Here is a 20,290-nt window from a genome sequence, read left to right on the forward strand (position 1 = left end):
TTGAAATATTTATTATTTCTTAGGCTGACTTGTAAGTCAGAACCTTGGAAAACGTGACACTTACAAGCTGACCAGCCTGCAGTTCTTTCACCGCATCTCGTGGTAAAAACGCTTTCAACATGCCGCAGTCTGTTTCCAATGAAACCTCTGCATAATGCCCAAGTATCATCACTTGATGGATCTTGGCAGAAAGCCCCTCATCTGGTTTCACGAAGACGATGTCCTCCGGCCGAACAGCCACCGTGACCTCGCCATCTAGATATTCTGTGTTTTCGAATTGCAGCTGCTTGACATTCACTCGATTGCCGCTTGCGTTACCTCTAATAAAGTTCATTTTGCCAATAAATTGGGCGGTAAATAAGGTGCGAGGGTTGTCGTAAATCTCTTGTGGTGATGCCATTTGTTCAATATTACCCGCATTCATGACAACAATATTATCGGAAATGGAGAGTGCTTCCTCCTGGTCATGTGTTACGAATACCATCGTGAGTCCAGTTTTTGCTTGAATATCACGCAGCTCTTCACGCATTTCGTGACGAAGCTTCGCATCAAGCGCAGAGAACGGCTCATCAAGCAGCAGCACAGCTGGTTCAAGAAGAAACGCTCTTGCTACTGCAATACGCTGCTGTTGACCGCCGGACAACTCTCCCGGAAATTTCTTTTGGGATCCAGGCAGCCTTACAAGATCAAGCACCCGGTGGATAGCTTCTTCGATTTCCTTGTTGCTCTTTTTACGTATTTTCAAACCGAAAGCGAGGTTGTTGTAAACGTTCATATGTGGCCACAAGTTGTAGCCCTGGAACACCATGGCTGTGGGTCTTTTTTCGGGAGGCAGCTTCAATACGCTTTTGCCTTCGATTAAGATATCTCCTGAATCTGGCTCAAGAAATCCTCCAATGCTTCTAAGGACCGTTGTTTTACCACATCCCGATGGTCCCAGCAAGGTAACTAACTCGCCCTTCTTCACGTTGAGATTAATGTCTGAGACTCCCTCGCCTGTTTTATATCTTTTAGCTAAATTTTGGATGGATAGCTGAATCATGGGGTACTCCTTCCATGTGTGTGTATTTGTTTTATTTCATTTGGAAACCGCTCGACATCACGTCGGCTGACACGAATCGCTGTGCGGCAACTAGAAGGATAATGGTCGGTAGAGTCAAAATAATGGAAAAAACGGCACCGGCTGTACTCGGGTAGTCCGAAATAATCGAATACATGACAACTGGCATCGTACGGAAGTCAGGAATACCAACAAGATAAGTACCTTGTGCTTCATCCAAAGAACTGAGAAAGGTGAAGATCGAGGCGACCGTGATACCAGGCAGCGCCATCGGGAAAGTTATACTCCAAAATACCCGAAAGGGACTTGCGCCAACATCTCTTGCCGATTCCTCCTGTGCTTTATGTACATTTCGGAAGGCTGCTGACGGAATCCAAGTCATATACATCAAGGTGTTGACGATATGAATAAGGACAACGCCGAGAAAGGTGTTCATTAAACCAAGCTTATAAAACAAAACCGCGATTGAAACGTACAAACCCATTTTCGGGAAAGCATGTGTCAGTAGAAATGAAAACAAGAATATGCGGCTTAAGGGGAACCGAATTCTTGCAAATGCATAAGCGGCGGGAATGCAAAGAACAATAGAGAAAGCGGTTACAACAGTGGCGATCATAAACGATAGGCTAATGGATTTAACCACTTCTTGATTCGATAGCACGAACTTCCACCAATCCAGAGACCACGATTGCGGTATTGGCGCTGGATACTGCCACTTCCCTGTAAACGCTAATATTAAGAGGTTCAATAAGGGGCCCATAAAAAATGCAGCAAAAACGACTAGAATAATGAATTCAATCAGCTTACGTCTACCAAGTGCTTTGAAATACCATAACATGTGATTGCGATCTCCCCTTTCAACTATATCATCTTAATCTTAAACCGTTTTAATTCAGCCTCAGCAAAAGGGTAAGCGGTTACCCTCTCTCTATTATTATGAAGAATTACCAGCATTTTATCAACTGTTTTTTGGAAAAATTACTCAACTATTTCTGATGGTATGGATTCCAATTAGTTAAACAAAATTTAAATTGCTTGTATACACCCAATTAAGCGGAAATAACTTGCCAAGAATGTCCTTAAGCTCGCACGGAGCAGTCATTTGTGGACCGTTAAAGACAAGTCTTGTCGCTGCCCGAAACAAGCGTCAAGTGTGCGCTATCTTCGACACATTTCTCCACGCTCATTTTGAAGAGGGTGTCGACGTACTGTCTTCACCTGTATGTTGGATCCGTACAGACCGAACCCATGCTAACGACTCGGATGGAACAACCTTCTATGGATAGATCGCTATGCAGAAGGCCGACTAAAGTGGCCAAATTACCCGCTTCCTCCATCACGAGTAGGTGATCCGCATTTTCCTTTGCAAAAAGCGCCGCATAAGCGGTACCCATGGACCTCTGTCCGGGCTTCCGGAAGGTACGATCAGATAAATCGATCAGTCTATCAATTCTCTCTTATTAAACTATGATTGCTTGCTGATCGCTCTACTTTTTATTTCTGCCAAAAACTCATCCATACGCACAATATTTCCCGTCAATCGGGAATGCTCAGCCGCAAATATACTCATATGGCTGCTAACAGCAGCGGACGTAGAAATCGGTTTCTTACCCTCAAGAACTTCCTGCAAGTGACGAACGAAATAGCTCATGATTTGGAAATCACCGCCCCCATGCCCTCCTTCAACCCCTTCAGGCCTAATGATTTCCCTGCGTCCGTTGAAGCTTATCATCTCGATTTCATTTTTCTCCAAATGACCGCGGATTTCTCCCTCCGTCCCCATGAATTTAAAGGTTCGCGTGTTATCGTTCGTCAGCCCTGTCATTGTGAAGGCAACGGTCGTTCCATTAGCGAATTCAAAATTAACGATTTGGTGATCAACCACATCATTATCACAATGATACACACAACGTCCATAAGGGCCTTCCGTGATGGCCTTCCACCGCGCCTCCAACGTCGGTTCAAACGTAATGATATTTTGCGGAAACGTCGTCTTCTCGTTGTAGTATTGCTTGATTGCCGAATACGGACACTCGTTTTCAACCGCACATCCATCTGTACAACGGGCAGTTGCACCGACAGGAGCGTTTTCTTTTTTAAAATAAGCCAAATCCCCGAAGCTCGAAACCCGCGTCACATCGCTATCGATTAACCAGTGCAGTAAATCCACATCGTGGCAGCATTTTGCCAGCAGCATAGGGCTTGACTGCTTCGTATTTCGCCAGTTGCCTCGAACAAAGCTGTGCGCGTAATGCCAGAAGCCGACATTCTCATTCCATTGGACGGAAACCGTACGGCCGATGGCCTTTTCTTCAAGTAATTTTTTAAGTGTTTTAAAATAAGTCGTGTAGCGCAAAACGTGGCAAATCAGCATCAGTTTACCTGTCTGATCGGCGGCCTCCTGCAGCTTGATCACCTGATCAGGGCTTGGAGCAATCGGCTTTTCCAATAACAGATGATACTTTTTCTCGAGCGTTTTCATGGCTGGCTCAAAGTGCAAATGATCCGGTGTGCAGATGACAACCGCATCACACAAGTTTGGCACATCCAGCATGTCTTCCCAAGAGGCGAATTGCCGCTCTAACGGGATGTCGTGCTGCTCCCCAAAAAGACGACGTTTCTCTTCATCCGGGTCAGCTACTGCTGTAAATCGAATTTCGTTAGGACGTTTTTTGGCATAAACACCATAAGAGAGTCTACCACTGTTCCCTGCTCCGATTAATGCAGCTTGAATCATCGTTTTCATTCCTCCTCTAGGCAGTTACAATTGCAATATCTTTATTCACCCAGTTGATTGCGGAAATTGTCAAATATTGAAGTTAAGCGCTTACCTTTTTATTAAAAAGATAGACCACTCTACCTTTTCGTTCAAATGAAGCAGGCTGAAGTGATCTATATATGATGAATGGCAGCTGAGGAATTGCGCAAAACTAGTTCAGGCAGAAGCACGACTCTCTGCTTCAGCAATTTTTCTCCCTTGATCTCTTGCACAAGCAGGTCGACCGCTTGCCGTCCGATTTCATGTATCGGTTGGCCAATTGTCGTGAGGGGAGGATCAATAAGGGTTGCCAGGATCGTATTATCGAAGCCGACTACGGATAAATCAGCCGGAAGCTGCATCCCATGTTCTCTCGCTGCCCTTATGGCACCGATAGCCAGCAGATCGTTACAAGCGAATACAGCTGTAGGCCGCTCTTCAAGCAGAAGCAAATTCGTCATAGCTGATTTGCCGCTTTCCACGGTAAATCCGCCGGTAATAACGAAATGTTCATCCAAATGCAAGCCTGCGTTAGCCATGGCCTGCTTACATCCACGGATCCGTTCGCGATTGCTCATGTTGTCCATATCCTCTACTAGGATCGAGATCCGCTTGTGCCCAAGCTCAACCAGATGATTGCCCGCCTGATAACCCCCGAGATAATCATCTACCATGACTGTATCCACGGCTAATGTTGGCATTTCTCCTGTAATTAAGGCAATCGGAATATTTTGTTGAATCAATTTTTTTAAGAATTGATCATTTTGGATCCGGGTTGCGGAGATTATACCGTCAACCCTCTTTTGCGTCAGCAGAGATAAATATTTCACTTCTTTGTCCGGATCGTTGTCCGTGCTGCAAATAAATACGCTAAAACCATATTCGTGACCCCGATCCTCAACAGATCGGGCGATTTCTGCGAAAAAAGGGTTTGCCAAGTCAGGAAGTGTGAGTCCTATGGTGTAGGTGCTTTTCCCCGTCAAAGCGGATGCTACCATGCTAGGTTGGTAGTTCAATTGCTCCATTATGCTAAATACGTGCTTTCTCGTCTTATCACTGATCCTGCCTGTCTCATTAATAACTTTGGATACGGTTGCGATGGACACCCCGGCGGCTTGGGCCACATCGTAAATGGTCGGTTTCATTCCATGCCCCTCTCATGATTCATTCAAGTTCCTGACTTTCCCATGTTGGATCTATCATACGATAAGAACCGCCGCTCTGTAAACTTGAGGCAAATTTGAGGCTAAATCATTCCTTATCATCTCGCTGAGCTTTCGTCCTTATGAAATGATTCTAAACGTATGCACCTCAAAAGGTTTGGTTAGAAGGCGAAAACGATTCGAGCTTAATTGAATGATTTCCAGATCAAGCTCAAGAAGATTTGTTAATCGAACCTCGCTCACCAAATCAGGAAGGACAATTTCCACTTCTCTGCTAGATCCTGTACATTCACGAATTCGCAAAATACAGCCTTCCCCATTTTCTGCAACTTTCCAACAGCTGACAGCCATACTGTCTAGACCCGATGGTAAAAGTTCCACCACAGTCGCAGCATTCGGCTCAACCTGTTCGGCCGGAATCGTAACCGTCTGTGTCACGGTTTCTTGCGCTATTTTCCATACTTCTCCATCTTTCCAATCCCCTTCATGAGGCACCAATCGATATCTATAGCGGAGATCACCGCCACTCCATTGTGGAAAGTTAGTTCCCCACCAATTGTTGAATAGGTTGAAGTGCAGTTCTGGTTTCTCCGGCTTGTAATCATGCTCAAAATCCCACATCCCATTCTTCCCAATAAAAAAGAGCGGAGAATCAAGGGGAATGATCGCCATTCCTGCGAATCCATTAGAGATATCGACGAAATTCTCACAGCAATTAAGCAGTGTACTCGAGGAAGAAATGATATCCGTGAGCGGGTTAATGACGGATCCCAGCTTATTAATGCTGAACTGTGGGCGTTCCAGCTTGAGCGGGAACAAGATGTGCCCTGACTCAGCCAACGGCGTTTCTTCTTTATTTTGCAATATATATTCGAAGTCCAAATACGCTGAGTCATCCGAAATCGTCATTTTCCATTCGATTTCTCGAGCGTTTCCATATTCAGCAATTGATTCAGGATCTGAGGTAGCTGAACATACGATACCAACCGAACCGTCTTCTTCCCAAATACGGATATCCCTCAGCTGTGTTGTGAAAGTCAGCCTTTTTTGCTGCTCTGGGTAATCTGTTTTCCCAAAGTCATGTACGCCCCAATCGTAAAAGCGATAAGCATATTTTTTCAGGTATCGAGTGATTTCCTTACTTGAATAAATATCATAATTATATTGACCAAATCCAGTTTCTGCTCGCTCGTCGATCCATTCCTTACGAAGTCTCTTATCCCACAGACTTCGTATCCATCCCGTGCTTCGGTCAACCTTCACGATGAGAAAGGGATTTTCAATGACTGCTTCCGTTTCCGTCATATAACCATGTGATTGTCTTTCACTTGCATAAGCGGACGAGAGAGCATTATTCTTTTTCGTTGTATATAAGAGCGTCTTATAGCCCAATGCAGGCAGGTTGCTTATCTGAACTTCCGCTCCACCCTCGCATGCTTGTAAAGACAGCACTTCTCCGGTATCCGAGTCAGTCAGCACTTCGTCTTCGCCCGGAAGATCACGACTTTCGATGAATGCTTTTGCATGACGACTCCAGCCAAGATGATTATGTACGCGAAGTACTTTGGAACCTTTGCCCTCGGTAAGCCGCCCACTCGTTATAGATTCTTTCGCTTCGTCAAGTGCACTCTGCGCTTTATTCAAATAATCGGCTTGTTCTGCCCAGGATTGCTCCATTCGCTGATAGCGTTCACTTTCCTTTAACCTGAGGAATGACTTCTTATCATAAGCTGTTCTCGGAAACAGGAATGTCTTACAATCCATCCCCCAAGTGTGCTCACCAAACAGCAGCGTATGCTCATAGCTTTCGTCGATTTTGGCTTTCGCTTCCTTCAAGTTCACCAGTTTATGACCTGTAAATTGACTCACTGCAAGTGCACTCTCCACAGCCGTTACTTGGCTTCGAAGCTCTCTAACTCTCGCAACCTCCCGTGGAGCCGTCCCTACGCCATGAATCCACGAATCCGCCATATCCCCGCGAATAACCGGCAATTCAGGATTACGCGACAAGAAATCTTCGGCGAAATCACCTAAGCTGCCAATATGCAGCTCAGCATTTGAACCGCTTTCTCGAATGGAGGCCTTCATCTCTTCAATGATGCTGTCATCATGCGGTCCATGATTATCGCTTGTCTGAATCATGGCGAGCCACACGGGGTGTGTCCACTCCTCAGGCGGTAAAATGCCTGTACCGTAGGAGCCTTTGGAATAAAAGGTTAACAACCGCTCGCCATCTGGTCCTTCCCAATAAAAGACCGGTGGTACGTCTGGCGGTGTTGTAGCTGGATTGCAGCCAAGGTGAAGGATTTCCACTCCAGCCTTCTTAAGAAGGCTAGGTACTACCCAAGTATGACCAGGTACATCTGTCATCTTGGCATCCTTCGGGTCATACCCGAACTGCTCGGTTAGACCTTGCGAGACATACATGCCGCGAATCCATTCCTCTAGACCGCAAAATTCGGTATGTGTCGTATAGGGAAGTTTGTGCCAGATCAGCTGACGATTCTCAAGGTAAGCGAGTGCCTTTTTCTTATCTTCTTCACTGCTTCCTTTCAAAGATTGAAGCAGCGGCCATGCTGACATGGTCCAAACGTATTTTTCATGCTCGTCGTTATCTTTTGTTTTGTCACAAATATCGATGACTTCCTTCAGCATTTCGGACCGATATCTCTGAACTACATCTGACACCAAGCCCGTAAAACCAATGTCGAAATGAGTTTTAAATACGACGTAGATCTTCTCTAGTGTTGCATTCATACTTCTGTCTCCTTCTACCCGCTTGTTAAATACTTCTCTTACAGTTGAAGCTGGGCAACCACTGGATAATGATCGGAGGGATACACCCCGTCTATTTGCCTTCTATCCACTACAGCCTCAAGGACTTCCACATCAGGAGATACAAAAATATAATCGATAGGCTCTCCAACCTCGCCGCCTTTAAAGTCGTGTGCTGTCAATCCGATTGGACCGGATAACGCTGCGTAGGTATCCTTTAGCCATGTTTGTAAACCTTGTAACTCGGACTCCCCGCGAAGGAAGCGAATCGGCAAATCCGTTGGCCGGCTATTGAAATCTCCCATTAGAATAATAGGAAGTGAATATTCCATTCTATGAGCAGCTATATATTTCCAAATTACCTTGCTGCCGAGATCTCTGGCTTGTTGGCTTTGATGATCTAAATGCGTATTATACACGATAAAGCGCTTCCTAGACTCCCTATGCTCGAATTCTGCCCAGGTGCATACGCGCGGAAAACCACTATTCCAGCTGATCGAAGCCACTTCCTCGGGCGACTCCGACAACCAAAACTGTCCATACTGCTGAAGATCCAGGTCCACTTTTTTATAGAAAATAGCGCAATGTTCATTCTCATGTGCACCGAAGCGGCCTTCGCCGATCCAGTCATATTCGTCTAACTTTGGATGCAATTCCTGAAGCATGTCAAAGTAGCCTTCCTGGGTACCCAAGACTAATGGTTGATAAGCTCTAATCGTCTCCATAACACGATCAATGCGATGCGGCCAGCTGTTAGGTCCATCCCCAGGGTTGTTGTACCTTAGATTAAAAGTCATCACTGAACATTCCATAAGCACTCACCTTTCAAAATAAATCGGATTCGTTAGCATGGCCATCAACGTCATATTCACTTCATCGAAATGGCGCCATATTTCGACTCGATAAAACATTCTACCGTTCTGTTCGAACTCAAACACCTGTGTTCCTGATTGCGAACAAATCTCTGACCTCTCCGTACCGCGTTCACTGATCAGCTTGATTTGATCTCCCTCGCGCAAATTCTCTACACTTAATTTCACGGTATCGGATACATTTGCAGGCACTGTATGACCTGTCATGTATGCCCCACAAGATAATTGGGCGAAAGGTCCATCCGGTGAATAGCTAATCCCCACATGACCTTTATCAATCGCTTGTAGAATACCATTTACTGTTTTCGTTTCCGCATAGACCCAGGTGCAAGGCATAGCATGTTTGACAAATCGATCGGGACGATGAACATCACTGCCTCCTACGGCTACGAGGTGTCTGCCCGACGCGAGCTGTTCCTGCCACCAAGCCAACGCACGTTCATTACGCGCTGTCCAAGGGCCATTCCAAACTTCCCACCAGTCATGATCCACATTCAAATCCCATTCCCATGGACAAAAATCACAATGAGGATGATTGAGTACGATCTTAGCCCCCCGCTCACGAGCTGTGGCAATACGTTCGTTCACATCAGCTTGACCGCTTACCCGAAAATCATCGATAGGCTCTGCAACTCCAAGAAAATTGCTATGACCGAAGTTCGTCGTAAACTCCATCCCTGGTATCATGACTACGCTCGTATTGCGAGGATACGAGTAGTTTTGACTAACGGCGTTGTGATCCGTCATGGCAATGAAATCACAGCCAAGCTGTTCCATGATGGATGCATTTTCCTCTAAAGTAAACGTGCCATCGCTATTCACGCTATGTGTGTGAAGATCTCCTTTTAGCCAACGGGGTGTATGGAAATAAAACGTGATTGTTATCGTAACTTCGCAGCCTTCCTTCGGGACCTTATAGGCATTATGAAGAACTGCCCAGTCCCCGGAAGCCAGTTCCCCTGGCAAGTAACCCGGTGTCGCCTTTTCCAGTCCGATCGTGAATTCGGAACGGGCACCTCCGCTCCAGCCCCGCACTTTATGGCTGTCTCTCACTCCGAGATCAATGACAGGTTTAGCCTCTCCGAACGAATTTACAAAGAAGCTAACATGTATTTCTTCTACCTGGTCCGGCATTTCGAAAGGAACTTCAATATATGCACTTTGCTCCTCGTGCTTAATTTCTCTCCGATAAGAAGCAATCTGTTTTCTTCGATTCTCTTGCATCACGACGCTCTTCACGCTCCTTTTTCACATGATCATTTACTCTTTATTAGCTCCAACCAGAATACCTTTGACGAAATACTTCTGTACATAAGGATAAATAATAACGAGGGGTATCAGTGCAATCACAATCCCTGCCATCCTTACATTCGTTGTTACAATGAAATTACTTGAAGTAGAATCCGTATCCACGATAAGAGATTTTAATGCAATCTGCAGCGTGTATTTGGCATGATCGCTAATATATAAGAGTGCAGGCGTAAATTGATTCCATCGACTAACAAATTCGAAAAGGGTAACGGTAGCAAGTCCCGCTGCAGCCAGCGGTATATACATGTTGAAAAAAATTCGAAATGCTCCCGCCCCATCCATCGTTGCCGATTCCGACATTTCAACAGGTACGGACAAAAAGAAATTGCGCATAAGCAAAATACTGAATCCGGAAACCATTCCGGACATAATTAATGCTGTTAACGAGTTTAGCAAGCCAAGTTCTTTATTCACCACATAAAGTGGGATCATGATAGCTTCGCTTGGAATAGTCATGGTGAGTAAAATCGCTGAGACCATCAGCTTTTTGCCGGGTAAACCCTTTTGAATCAACACATACCCCGCCATCGAGCACAGAAATACATGGCAAACGGTCCCCACTAACGTGACTATGACATTGTTCGTGAAGGGCAGGTACAATTGCATGCGGTTCCAAACGGTTGAGAAGCCCTCAAAGCTGAATTCTTTTGGATATAAAATGATTCCCGGCTGCATGGAAGCGAAATTCGAAGAAAAGGCAAGCGCAAACGTATTTAACAGCGGGATGATCATCGTTGCAAGCAGTACAAACAAAAATAAGAAGTTAAACCCATCGAATAGTCGGCTTCCCCAGCCCGTATGTGGTCTGTTTGTATTCATGCTGTCCATTTCACCCCTCGTCATAGCGAATGATCGCTCTAGTTACAAACGTAATAATCAATGTAGCAAAGATCACTAGAAATCCTGCTGATGTCGCTAATCCAACTTTAAACTCCAAAATCCCTTTTTGATACGTATACATCATGATCACATCGACCTTTTTGGCGATGGCACCGTTTCTCATGACGACGATTTGATCAAAAATCCTCAAAATACTTAGTACATTTAACATAATGACTACTTTCATCGTTGTAACCAACGAAGGCAGCGTTACAAAACGAACCAATTGCCAGCGATTCGCGCCATCTATACGAGCTGCCTCATAAAGAGCGGGATTGATCGCTACAATGGTAGCTAAGTAAAGGATACAAATGAAGCCCATTTCTTTCCAAACGGAAGTCAGCACCATGACCCATCTAGCTGTGTCTTGACTAGACATGAAGCCAATCGGCTTTACCGTACCGAACAACTTAAGAATCCCGTTCACAATACCAGTGTCCGGAGAAAGCATAAGAATCCACATGCCACCTACCACAACCCATGAAAACAGATGAGGCACATAAACGATCATCTGTATCACTTTCTTAAACCATGCTGAAAGAATTTCATTGAGAGATAACGCTAGTATAATTGGCATAATAAAACCGATTAAAAGCATACCCCCGCCGAGAATCAGTGTATTTTGAAGCATCTCCCAGAAAGCGTGATCCTTAAGTACGGTCAAATAGTTGTCAAAGCCTATAAATGGCCTGTTTCCGATTAGCCTGAACTCTTGAAAGCTGATAATAAAGCCACGAATCAATGGATAATAGGAGAAGACAAGGAAATAAGCCATGATCGGAAGCATCATGATGTAAAGGGATTTGAATTTCCATACGGCTTTCAAACGAAGTCACCACCTTGCCTTTGATAGTCAAGGGAGTATGTGATCATACTCCCTTGTAGGAAAAAACTAATCAATCAATTTAGCTGACTTTAATTGTTCACGCATTTTCTTTACAGCATCTGCCGCCGGCATTTCGCCAAGAATCGCTTTGAAGGAATACTCGTTAATAATTTTCTCAGCATCTGCCCATTTCGGAGGTGTCAATTCGAGCGTAGCATTCTTCATGACTAGATCTTGAGCTTCTTTTACGCCTGGAAGCAGACCAAACGGATTCGGGAACTTTTTGTTATACCAGAAAGGTACACCATGATCCATCGCGTGATCTTTACCTGCTTGAGTAAGCTCATATTTTCCGCCGTTTTCTGTGTAATCATTATCTTTAATACCCATGCTGCCAAGCACAATACCCTCTTTGGAGTGCCACCATTCGATGAATTCAAAGGCTGTTTTAGGACTTTGTGCATTCACTGGAATTACCCAAACGTCCGGATCTCCACGACGCAGCATATATTTACCATCTGCTCCAGGTATCCCAGGCAGCCCCTTAGCTTCAAATGGGGTATTAGCATCCTTTAGCTTTCTAGTGTTGTTCAGCATTCCGACCCAAGCATCCCAATATGTAATCATGCCTACACGGTCAGCAAGGAATAAGTTGCGCATTTTGCCTGTATCGTTTGTTGCAAAGTTTGGATCCAGAATGCCTTCTTTATAAAGCTTATTCAGCCACTCATACACAGGAATAGCCGCATCTGTTGAATAAGGAACATCCAACTTCCCATCCTTCTCTACATAACGCTGTTTGAGACCTGCTCCGCTGAAGAAACCTTGTAATTCATACATGCCTGCTGTACTTAAACCGTAGGTGTCTTTCTTTCCATTGCCGTCTGGATCCTGCTCCGTGAAAGCTTTCAAGACCTTATAATATTCATCAAACGTTTTCGGCTCTTGCAGGTTCAGCTTTTTTAACCAGTCAGCGCGAACGATAGGCATCGTTCCACCTTGGAATTTACTAAATACACCGTATATTTTCCCATCTTTCGTTTTCACTTGATCCCACTCTTGCGGTGGTAAAACTTCTGGATCCTGCAAAGTTTTTGAGCCTTTTATTTGATCCGTCAAAGGCATTAGAATCCCTTGTGCGGTCAGTGTGTTCATAAGTTCCTTGCTCACTTGAAGAAGGTCAAATTTCTCGCCCGAGGATACGGCAGCCATCAGTTTCGTGTTGTAATCCGAAGCAGGCTTCTCCAGCTTCGCTTTGATGCCTGTCAAGCGTTCAATTTCCTTTTCAAATAGGACATTTTCTTCCGGAGTTTTCCCGCCAATGACCGCGGACATCATGCGTAGGGAACGTTCCTCTTTCTTCCCTTCCGTCTTCGGCTGATCAGACATTTTTGGAGTTTCGGATCCTGAGTTGCTGTTAGTGCTACAACCCGCAGCTAGACTTCCGACTAGCAGTACCGCCACCATAGAACTTACGACTTTCGATTTCTTGGCTTTCATATTACCCTCCGTCTATTTGTGCTTGTATTGGTAAAACCTCTTTACAAAACATTAATAAAGCGCTTTCATTCGAAGTCTGTTAACCTCACAGAATCACACGATCTGCTGTAAAGTTCTGCAAGAATCGCGATAAATGATCTCTGCATTAACAATATGTTGTGCCACAGTCATTGGATCAAGCATTTTTTGAATTAAAATGCGTCCCGCCTCAGCCCCTAATGTTTCAGCTGAAAGCTCGACCGAAGTGAGCTTCGGTGTCATTTCCTGTGCAAGCCTTGCGTCATTGCTTAAAGCCACTATAGATAAATCCCTCGGAACATCAATGCCTAGCTCTCTTGTTGCACGCAGAATACCGAGCGCAACTCTGTCCGTATCAGCCACAACAGCTGTATAGGAAACCTTGTTAAAAGTATCCATGATGGACATATAGCCATAATCAGACGCTGTTGCATGCAGCTTCCGTGAGTAGTTCATCCTATTTTCTCTCGGAAAAGGTATTCCCTGCTCCTCAAAAGCTTTCATGATCCCGAATTCTCTATCAACGGAAACGGTCATATCGGATGAAGCGTTCAAGAAAATAATGGAATGGTGCCCTTGAGTCAATAAATATTTTCCAACATCATAGGCGAGTTGTTCATTGTTGTTATCGACGTAGCTAATTGAACTAATTAATGGATCAGGTCTTCCTACCAGTACTAACGGTATCCCCATTTGCTCATATCTCTCGATTCGATGATCATGCTTTCGGGGGTTCAGCATAATAACACCATCGACTGGATCGCTTGAAAATTGAGTGAGATCTTCGTGCTCAGGAAGTGTATCGAGCAGGATCCTATAACCGTTCTTCGTACATTCCTTTATGACGCCATTAAGCATTTGGATTTCAAACTGTGACATGGTGCCCGTTTTTGAAATCGGCATTTTCAAGCCTACAATCATCGTTTTCTTGATAGCCAAGCTGCGGGCAATATGATTCGGGTAATAGCCAAGCTCTTTGGCTACCGTAAGCACTCTTTCAGTCACCGGTTTACTGATCGGTCTCTTTTTACTAAAAACACTGGAGACAGTTCCTTTAGAAACACCAGCTAGCTTAGCAACGTCATCAATGGTAGCCATAATCCCACCCCCTCTTTATTCACTCATATAAGGATTCGTTAAAGCGGTTTAATTAAACCGGTTTAACTGCTTTATGTTTCCTATTATATTAGATATTTATTAAATTACAACAGGTTTTTTGTTAAAGCTGGGTAAATATTAGGAAAGCGGTTAACCTATTACAAAATATGGAGTTTGTCTTGTTTTAACGCGTTAATAAAACATTTACTTTCCTCTTCTTTCCTTGCCACTTTTTTTTCGGTAAGCTTTTTGATTGTTTAGGTTAGATTGCCTTATCAAACGAAACACTTCAAGCAGCACGATTTGCATGCTAATCCAAACGCCTCCGAAGGAGAAACCTGCCACAATATCACTTGGAAGCTGATTCGCATAAATCAAATCATTACACCCTACCCAAAGTAGAATAGCAACAAACGTAGGCATGATAGCGCTTTTCACCCATAAATTAGAGGCATGTCGAAATACCATGTACGCCGCATAACCATAAACAGTAATCGTAAATAGAGTGGGCTCTGACGGAAACCCCGATTCACTACCTATAACTAATCCAACTTTAAGGGCTGGTGGACTTATTCGATGAAAGACCCCGGTTAACAACTCTCCCCATACTTCTCCCCCCACAACAGATAGGAAAAGGAAAAGGAATTCTAGTGGCTTGTCTTTCCCTCTCCGTGCGATCCAGATCAAGATCAAGGCAGAAATAATTGTTACTGTCGGCAAACTAACGAGGACCGAAGCAGGTTTTGCCCATTCGAAAGTAATGTCCTCCGTTACTGATCCTGCAATCAAAGTCACGACTTCATTAAAAGTGTCGAATTCTTGTGCAAGATAATCTTGTATTAATCCCATTGTGAAAAAGAATAAGCATAAAAATACGAATGCAGTAAAAGCCACAATCATTTTAATGCGGCCAAATGAATGAAATACACTTACTCCTTTTTCCAGCCACATTTGAAGGGTACGAGCAAGCGAATGCTGATATTTCTTGATAACATAAATAGAAATCACAATCACACATAAAATCATAATACCCACAAACAAATAACGGGTAATGACTCTATGAAATTGTTCCCATTTGGGACCGAGCAACTTTCCAAGCGAAACGAAGGCACCCACCCATATGAAAGCACCCATATAAGAGTAAATAGCAAAGGTGCGGAACGGAATGCGAACGATACCTGCAAAATAACCTGTAAAATGCCTGACGCCGGGTATAAAATACGAAACCGCGAGGAGTTTATTTCCATAAACAGTAAACCAATGAGACGTCTTATTTAGTCTTTCTGGACCGAAATGAACATACTTCCCGTACTTATGAACAAAAGGCAGCCCAAGGCGATATCCAATGGCATAAGCCGCGGTCATGCCCAGGCTAGCACCGAGGCCCCCAATTACAATGCAAACAAATAAGTTTAACTTACCTTCATAGACCATCAAACCCGCTGAACTCATTAGAAGTTCTCCTGGAAGCGGCAAGGCGAGGAGTTCGAAGAACAGTGATACAAATAACACGATATATCCATAATGATGAAAGGCATTAGTGATCCAATTAACCATTGAAATGTCCCCTCCTTTCTCTAGAATACCCATTTAACCCATAAACTTTCAATAATCTCGATTTGAACGCCCTTTCCAATTGCACTAGAGAGATGAAACTCAATTCTTACACATATCATGGTAGAGAAGGCAAAGGCAAAGTAAATATTGGGGGGATTTAATCTTGAAAGCACTACTTCGGCTGGAGGATATCGGACCTGGGGGTTATTACGAAACCACGGAGAGTCAAATGAAATTACGTGCCGTTGCGGACTATTTATATATGCAAAGAGTGCCTTTTCACGTTGCTGTAATTTCTCGATTTGTCGATCCCGAGCGTGGAATCGATTGTTCTATCGGGAATCCCAATAGTGCAGCTTCCGTTAGATTCGTCCAAACCCTGCACACCTTGTGCGCACGCGGAGCATCGCTCGGCATGCACGGTTATACTCACCAGTACGACCAATCAATCAGTGGTGATGGCTATGAATTTGCTTATTCTGGCTGCAAGAAAGACTGCCCGCCGGATGATCCGATAGAATCGTTATCCTCCATGATACAATTTCAACAGTCTTACGCTTACAGAAGAATTCAACAAGCGTCGTCCGCATTTCAGGCGGCAGGCTTACGACCGAATTGGTTTGAAACCCCGCATTATGCCGCATCTGAAGTTCAGCGCAAGATTTTGGAGGCTTGCACCTGGTTGTTTTATGAAGACAATCCGGATGCCCCTGACAGCCGACAAGTGACTTTTCGCAGTTCAAGGTCAATTCTCGGGAAAACCTATTATGTCCCGACGCCCCTAGGATATGTTGGCGGCGACACCGTGGAACAAGACGTGAATCGGATGATCAGCCAAGTTAATCATTTCGGTGAAGATGATTTGGCTTCCTTTTTCTATCACCCGTTTCTCGAATTCCCCTATATTCACATACGAAAGTATGCTCCTCCCTATTATGAAGAAGGTTCCCCCCTTAAAAGGCTTATACAAAACCTGTTATCAATTGATCGGCACTTTGTATCAATCTTGGACTTAATCCATTCCTATATTTCGCCGCAATCGGTATAGAAAATTCATTCTGTGGGAAACTATTCGTTGTTGTTATGTTAAAAAAGGAGGTGTCACCATGCCCAAGCAAAATAATCAGGCAACCAAGGCGGAAGTACAATCTACTGAATTAAACAAAATGCCTGTCCCAGGTCAAGATGATACGGAATTTTCTGCAGAGGAAGCGGCAGAGGTATTTAAAGAAAATCAGTCCTCCAGTAGTAGATCTCAAAATCAATAATCATATAGGTATGCGAAAAAGCCCGGTTCACTTGGACCAGGCTTTTTCAGTTTGCCCCGAAATACACGGTATTCTATTCATAAAATGTCATATTGGATTTCTCATTTTTGTAATAGGTCAGCCTATCTTCTAAAGTGCCCGTATGAAATTCGAATTTATGCCCATCCGGGTCGGTAAAGTAAACTGAACGTTTATCCTGTTCGTCTCTCGTACGACCAGGGAGAATGTGTGCACCTAATTGTTCGAGTTTTTTAACCACAGCATCAAAATCTTCATCCTCCACAGTAAAAGCTATATGGGTGTATGAATACTGAATTTCATTACGCGGTATATCTTTCTCTACGTTTAACGCCAGCCAGATTCCATTTAAATCGAAATAAGCTAAGCTTCTTCCTTTGACCAACAACTTTGCATCAAATACATTTTGATAAAATTGAATCGACTTTTCTAAATCGGTCACAGAAAAAAGAAAATGATTTACGGAGCTGATTTTCAATTGTAGGACCTCCTGAGGCAAATATCTTACTATTTACAATCTTACAACAATCAACTCCCTAAAAAAACCATCCCAAAGGTTGGTCAAAGCTAAATATTTATCTCATCTTCTGAGGGTTGGAACAAGTCGATGAGGCTTTAATAATAAATCCAACCCATCAATGATCTCTTTAACAACGATATGACTAGCCATTAATGTTCCTGTGGCACAGCCTTCTTTTCCCAATATCGCAATTGAAAGATCCGCATGGCGAAACATAAGCTCATCATTGACCCCATTTCCTACAACAGCGATACCACCGGAAATCGTGTTGACAAAACGCCTTTTCTCCTCACACTGGTCGGTTTTTTCGATCACGGTTAAGTCCACTGGCAGTCCGTTGCATTCTCTGCTCGCACTTCCATTACTATCAGCAGTTAATACATGAATCTTTAATATTTGAGCTAGCTCAATAAGCCTTTCCTTAACACCTTCTATAAGCCGCCCGTCCAAAGCAATAGTCCCATTAAAATCCAAAACTAAATGGTTGATTTGCATATCGCCGTATCCTGGAATATTAATCTGCATCATATTTCTCCTTCAACTCCATTATTTCATGGTAGTAAATAAGTATTATTAAACTGTATTAGGTTAGCATGCCGTTTTTATGACTATTCATGAATGATTAACTCCATTTTGGGAATATTAACTAGGCATATAAAAACCAAAAGATAAGAGGGATGCTCGATGTCTGACCAAAAATCAGATCAACAACAAAGTGCTGAAATCCAAGCTCACAATGCTGTTGCTCATGCACTAAGCGATTTAAATCAAGCACAGACTGCTAATAATAATCGACGGCAGATTATTCAGTCTGCGCAGGAACAACTTGACCAAGCTCACGCACAATTAGCAGAGGCGCGAACTGCAAATCCGGATAGTGCTGATGAAGATATTCTCTCGTAATTCATACAAAGACGGCCCCTACAACCCTCGATTCAATTCGAGGGTTATATGTATACTTGCCCTCACGGTATTCTGTGGGGGTTCTATTCGTAAGCGTTTTAAACACACGATTAATATTAGATTAATTGGAAGAAACCACTTTTCATCGTTTAAATGATAATGTACAAAAAGTAATTTAGTTTTCCCGATTCATATAGAGTTCTTTAATCATTGGACCCATTGCATTAAATGCCGGAAACCACTTATGTACGGTAAACAACCGATTGACTCTCAAAACTTGCAATATGTTTTGCATGATCATCTTCCTATTGCTTCCTCCAGTACATTTCGACATTTCCCATAAATGCCCTCCCAATGAATTCCAGATCCATAAAAATTAAGGCTCGAGTGATCACTCAGAGCCTTGTCTTCTATACCCTTCCATCTGTATTTTTATACAGATTTTTGATGGTTAGTGTATACGCCGATAACAGAAAGTAAGGCTGCTACCCCATTGGCAATAGCATTCATATCGTCGTCATGAATAATGTCTAAACCATAGGCATTCAAAATCAGTTTGGCCGCCCCCAGTAAGCCTAAGGTTAACGTGAAATAGTTCATTTTCATATCTCTCACCTCCTATTTAAATAGGATGCTATATCATATGTGAGAGATTTGGTGACGGACAGGTCCAAATGGCAGGGTTCTAAAAGCACAAAAAGTGCTGCTACCTTATTCGAAGGTTCGCAGCACTTTTTATCAATCAATATACATTTAATGTGAAGCAGCAGGTTCGGCTATTGCCTTATAGTTAGATGAAATATACGTTACAGCGTTCGCTTCTGTTATGACTTGAGCATACATCATATCAGGTTTCGGATCGTGCAGCGTATAAGTGATGACGGCCTGACCGTCTTGACTAAACTGAATCCCATTGATTTCGATACTGTAGCCGGGATCAGGTTTATCACCTCTGGACAGCGTAACCTTGTTGACATCGTCGTTTACTTTTTCAACCGTTACCGCCACTTCTTCAACTGGAGCTGGTGGTTTCTGAGTATGAGCTTCCAGAACGCGGACAGCTTGATAAACCCAGTTTGCTGCTTCTCCACGAGTGAGCTTACTCTTCGGGTTGAATTTGCTATCTTTATCTAGTTGTGCAATTTTATAAAGCAGCAATCTCTGTAAAGTGCCTTGATAATCTATTGTGATTTGATCCTCATCCTTGATCGCAATAAACATTTTGACCAACGGGAAATTGCCTTTCTTTTCTAAAGCACGTACTAACAAATCCCCAAATTGTTCGCGAGTAATCGTCGCATTCGGGTTCACGTCCTTAGGGATCTCCAATCCGTGATAATGAGCAATGATGAAGGCATCTGCGTACCAAGCATCATTCGGAATGGTGGTATACGAGTCCGATGCTAGAGGCTGCTTTTTGAATTTCATCAGATCCAAGTTCAAATTCAAGCCTTTTACGATCATTTGAACGCTTTGAGCATAGCTAATTTTCCCTTTAGGAACAAAATGCTCGTTATCGATCCCGCTAACGACACCACGATCTTTTAAGGCTAGAACAGCTTCTGATTGTCCCTCATCTAAATCTGAGAAAGCAAATGCTGTTCCGAATGTCAAACTGCTAAACAATAAGGATGTCAACGTTAGTGCCGCTATTTTATTCATCTACTCTTCTCTCCTTCAAGTTATGTATTTTTCAACTCGCTTATGAGTCACCTTTCCTAACGTAGTATGTACGAATAATGTTGCAGCTTCTTTTCTGTAATG

General features: G+C 43.5%; 21 protein-coding genes. 3 read left to right on the plus strand and 18 right to left on the minus strand.

Features of this window, described 5'->3' with window-relative positions:
• Positions 1-19 precede the first annotated feature (19 nt).
• The 13 genes from BLT91_RS11605 to BLT91_RS11660 form a co-directional block, all read right to left on the minus strand.
• Entirely contained in the window at positions 20-1,042 is a 1,023-nt protein-coding gene (locus BLT91_RS11605; protein ID WP_090820916.1) for an ABC transporter ATP-binding protein, read from the minus strand.
• Positions 1,043-1,073: 31 nt separating this feature from the next.
• Positions 1,074-1,898: an ABC transporter permease gene (locus BLT91_RS11610; RefSeq protein ID WP_090820920.1), complete on the minus strand. Its 825-nt coding sequence runs from the start codon at positions 1,896-1,898 to the stop codon at positions 1,074-1,076.
• A 376-nt stretch (positions 1,899-2,274) separates the two neighbouring features.
• Positions 2,275-2,454 carry a hypothetical protein gene (locus BLT91_RS30665; RefSeq protein WP_141224973.1) on the minus strand — a complete coding sequence of 60 codons (180 nt, stop codon included), beginning with the start codon at positions 2,452-2,454 and terminating at the stop codon, positions 2,275-2,277.
• A gap of 71 nt (positions 2,455-2,525) precedes the next feature.
• The gene (locus tag BLT91_RS11615; protein WP_090820922.1) at positions 2,526-3,797 is read right to left on the minus strand and encodes a Gfo/Idh/MocA family protein; all 1,272 of its coding nucleotides are present in this window, start codon (positions 3,795-3,797) and stop codon (positions 2,526-2,528) included.
• Positions 3,798-3,952: 155 nt separating this feature from the next.
• Positions 3,953-4,963, minus strand: coding sequence for a LacI family DNA-binding transcriptional regulator (locus BLT91_RS11620; RefSeq protein WP_090820924.1), 1,011 nt, complete (start codon positions 4,961-4,963; stop codon positions 3,953-3,955).
• Between the two features lie 138 nt (positions 4,964-5,101).
• Positions 5,102-7,738 (minus strand): DUF5054 domain-containing protein, encoded by a 2,637-nt coding sequence (locus BLT91_RS11625; RefSeq protein WP_090820926.1) that lies wholly within the window; start codon positions 7,736-7,738, stop codon positions 5,102-5,104.
• A gap of 38 nt (positions 7,739-7,776) precedes the next feature.
• Positions 7,777-8,553 carry an endonuclease/exonuclease/phosphatase family protein gene (locus BLT91_RS11630; protein ID WP_254776913.1) on the minus strand — a complete coding sequence of 259 codons (777 nt, stop codon included), beginning with the start codon at positions 8,551-8,553 and terminating at the stop codon, positions 7,777-7,779.
• Positions 8,554-8,574: 21 nt separating this feature from the next.
• Entirely contained in the window at positions 8,575-9,852 is a 1,278-nt protein-coding gene (locus BLT91_RS11635; protein ID WP_090821210.1) for a CehA/McbA family metallohydrolase, read from the minus strand.
• A 36-nt stretch (positions 9,853-9,888) separates the two neighbouring features.
• On the minus strand, positions 9,889-10,758 hold the full coding sequence (locus BLT91_RS11640; RefSeq protein ID WP_090821212.1) for a carbohydrate ABC transporter permease: 870 nt from the start codon (positions 10,756-10,758) through the stop codon (positions 9,889-9,891).
• 10 nt (positions 10,759-10,768) lie between these two features.
• Positions 10,769-11,644, minus strand: a complete 876-nt coding sequence (locus tag BLT91_RS11645) for an ABC transporter permease subunit (RefSeq protein ID WP_090820930.1) — start codon at positions 11,642-11,644, stop codon at positions 10,769-10,771.
• 66 nt (positions 11,645-11,710) lie between these two features.
• Positions 11,711-13,144, minus strand: coding sequence for an extracellular solute-binding protein (locus BLT91_RS11650; RefSeq protein ID WP_090820932.1), 1,434 nt, complete (start codon positions 13,142-13,144; stop codon positions 11,711-11,713).
• A gap of 93 nt (positions 13,145-13,237) precedes the next feature.
• Positions 13,238-14,260, minus strand: a complete 1,023-nt coding sequence (locus tag BLT91_RS11655; RefSeq protein ID WP_090820934.1) for a LacI family DNA-binding transcriptional regulator — start codon at positions 14,258-14,260, stop codon at positions 13,238-13,240.
• 204 nt (positions 14,261-14,464) lie between these two features.
• Positions 14,465-15,817 (minus strand): VTT domain-containing protein, encoded by a 1,353-nt coding sequence (locus BLT91_RS11660; RefSeq protein WP_175532251.1) that lies wholly within the window; start codon positions 15,815-15,817, stop codon positions 14,465-14,467.
• 163 nt (positions 15,818-15,980) lie between these two features.
• Between BLT91_RS11660 and BLT91_RS11665 the strand changes: the two genes are divergently transcribed.
• Together BLT91_RS11665 and BLT91_RS31520 are read left to right on the plus strand one after the other, a co-directional pair.
• A complete protein-coding gene (locus BLT91_RS11665; protein WP_175532252.1) occupies positions 15,981-16,865 on the plus strand; it encodes a DUF2334 domain-containing protein in 885 nt (294 codons plus the stop codon).
• Between the two features lie 58 nt (positions 16,866-16,923).
• On the plus strand, positions 16,924-17,085 hold the full coding sequence (locus BLT91_RS31520; RefSeq protein WP_175532253.1) for a hypothetical protein: 162 nt from the start codon (positions 16,924-16,926) through the stop codon (positions 17,083-17,085).
• A 73-nt stretch (positions 17,086-17,158) separates the two neighbouring features.
• Here BLT91_RS31520 and fosB read toward each other — a convergent pair whose 3' ends face one another.
• Together fosB and BLT91_RS11675 are read right to left on the minus strand one after the other, a co-directional pair.
• The gene (gene fosB / locus BLT91_RS11670; RefSeq protein WP_090820941.1) at positions 17,159-17,581 is read right to left on the minus strand and encodes a metallothiol transferase FosB; all 423 of its coding nucleotides are present in this window, start codon (positions 17,579-17,581) and stop codon (positions 17,159-17,161) included.
• Between the two features lie 102 nt (positions 17,582-17,683).
• Positions 17,684-18,151, minus strand: a complete 468-nt coding sequence (locus BLT91_RS11675) for an HAD family hydrolase (protein WP_090820942.1) — start codon at positions 18,149-18,151, stop codon at positions 17,684-17,686.
• A 156-nt stretch (positions 18,152-18,307) separates the two neighbouring features.
• On the opposite strand from BLT91_RS11675, the gene BLT91_RS11680 reads away from it, so the two are divergent.
• Positions 18,308-18,526: a hypothetical protein gene (locus BLT91_RS11680; RefSeq protein ID WP_090820944.1), complete on the plus strand. Its 219-nt coding sequence runs from the start codon at positions 18,308-18,310 to the stop codon at positions 18,524-18,526.
• A gap of 175 nt (positions 18,527-18,701) precedes the next feature.
• Here the strand turns inward: BLT91_RS11680 and BLT91_RS32300 are convergent, their stop codons facing one another.
• The 3 genes from BLT91_RS32300 to BLT91_RS11685 all read right to left on the minus strand — a co-directional run bounded on the left by BLT91_RS32300 (position 18,702) and on the right by BLT91_RS11685 (position 20,188).
• On the minus strand, positions 18,702-18,821 hold the full coding sequence (locus BLT91_RS32300) for a DUF4188 domain-containing protein (protein ID WP_217635211.1): 120 nt from the start codon (positions 18,819-18,821) through the stop codon (positions 18,702-18,704).
• Between the two features lie 137 nt (positions 18,822-18,958).
• A complete protein-coding gene (locus BLT91_RS31525) occupies positions 18,959-19,132 on the minus strand; it encodes a hypothetical protein (RefSeq protein ID WP_175532254.1) in 174 nt (57 codons plus the stop codon).
• A gap of 147 nt (positions 19,133-19,279) precedes the next feature.
• Complete coding sequence (locus BLT91_RS11685) at positions 19,280-20,188, minus strand: S-layer homology domain-containing protein (protein WP_090820946.1); 909 nt, start codon at positions 20,186-20,188, stop codon at positions 19,280-19,282.
• Between the last annotated feature and the right edge of the window lie 102 nt (positions 20,189-20,290).

Source organism: Paenibacillus sp. yr247 (assembly GCF_900103825.1).
Classification (GTDB): Bacteria; Bacillota; Bacilli; order Paenibacillales; family NBRC-103111; genus Paenibacillus_E.

Bases quoted from the DNA above. Each gene is read 5' to 3' on its own strand.
- BLT91_RS11685 (WP_090820946.1), bottom strand. From the start codon at position 20,188: ATGAATAAAATAGCGGCACTAACGTTGACATCCTTATTGTTTAGCAGT.
- BLT91_RS11660 (WP_175532251.1), bottom strand. From the start codon at position 15,817: ATGGTTAATTGGATCACTAATGCCTTTCATCATTATGGATATATCGTG.
- BLT91_RS11630 (WP_254776913.1), bottom strand. From the start codon at position 8,553: ATGACTTTTAATCTAAGGTACAACAACCCTGGGGATGGACCTAACAGC.
- BLT91_RS11650 (WP_090820932.1), bottom strand. From the start codon at position 13,144: ATGAAAGCCAAGAAATCGAAAGTCGTAAGTTCTATGGTGGCGGTACTG.
- BLT91_RS11680 (WP_090820944.1), top strand. From the start codon at position 18,308: ATGTCTGACCAAAAATCAGATCAACAACAAAGTGCTGAAATCCAAGCT.
- BLT91_RS11625 (WP_090820926.1), bottom strand. From the start codon at position 7,738: ATGAATGCAACACTAGAGAAGATCTACGTCGTATTTAAAACTCATTTC.
- BLT91_RS32300 (WP_217635211.1), bottom strand. From the start codon at position 18,821: ATGCAAAACATATTGCAAGTTTTGAGAGTCAATCGGTTGTTTACCGTA.
- BLT91_RS31525 (WP_175532254.1), bottom strand. From the start codon at position 19,132: ATGAAAATGAACTATTTCACGTTAACCTTAGGCTTACTGGGGGCGGCC.
- BLT91_RS30665 (WP_141224973.1), bottom strand. From the start codon at position 2,454: ATGGGTACCGCTTATGCGGCGCTTTTTGCAAAGGAAAATGCGGATCAC.
- BLT91_RS11620 (WP_090820924.1), bottom strand. From the start codon at position 4,963: ATGAAACCGACCATTTACGATGTGGCCCAAGCCGCCGGGGTGTCCATC.
- BLT91_RS11605 (WP_090820916.1), bottom strand. From the start codon at position 1,042: ATGATTCAGCTATCCATCCAAAATTTAGCTAAAAGATATAAAACAGGC.
- BLT91_RS11640 (WP_090821212.1), bottom strand. From the start codon at position 10,758: ATGAATACAAACAGACCACATACGGGCTGGGGAAGCCGACTATTCGAT.
- BLT91_RS11615 (WP_090820922.1), bottom strand. From the start codon at position 3,797: ATGATTCAAGCTGCATTAATCGGAGCAGGGAACAGTGGTAGACTCTCT.
- BLT91_RS11655 (WP_090820934.1), bottom strand. From the start codon at position 14,260: ATGGCTACCATTGATGACGTTGCTAAGCTAGCTGGTGTTTCTAAAGGA.
- BLT91_RS11635 (WP_090821210.1), bottom strand. From the start codon at position 9,852: ATGCAAGAGAATCGAAGAAAACAGATTGCTTCTTATCGGAGAGAAATT.
- BLT91_RS11675 (WP_090820942.1), bottom strand. From the start codon at position 18,151: ATGATGCAGATTAATATTCCAGGATACGGCGATATGCAAATCAACCAT.
- BLT91_RS11610 (WP_090820920.1), bottom strand. From the start codon at position 1,898: ATGTTATGGTATTTCAAAGCACTTGGTAGACGTAAGCTGATTGAATTC.
- BLT91_RS31520 (WP_175532253.1), top strand. From the start codon at position 16,924: ATGCCCAAGCAAAATAATCAGGCAACCAAGGCGGAAGTACAATCTACT.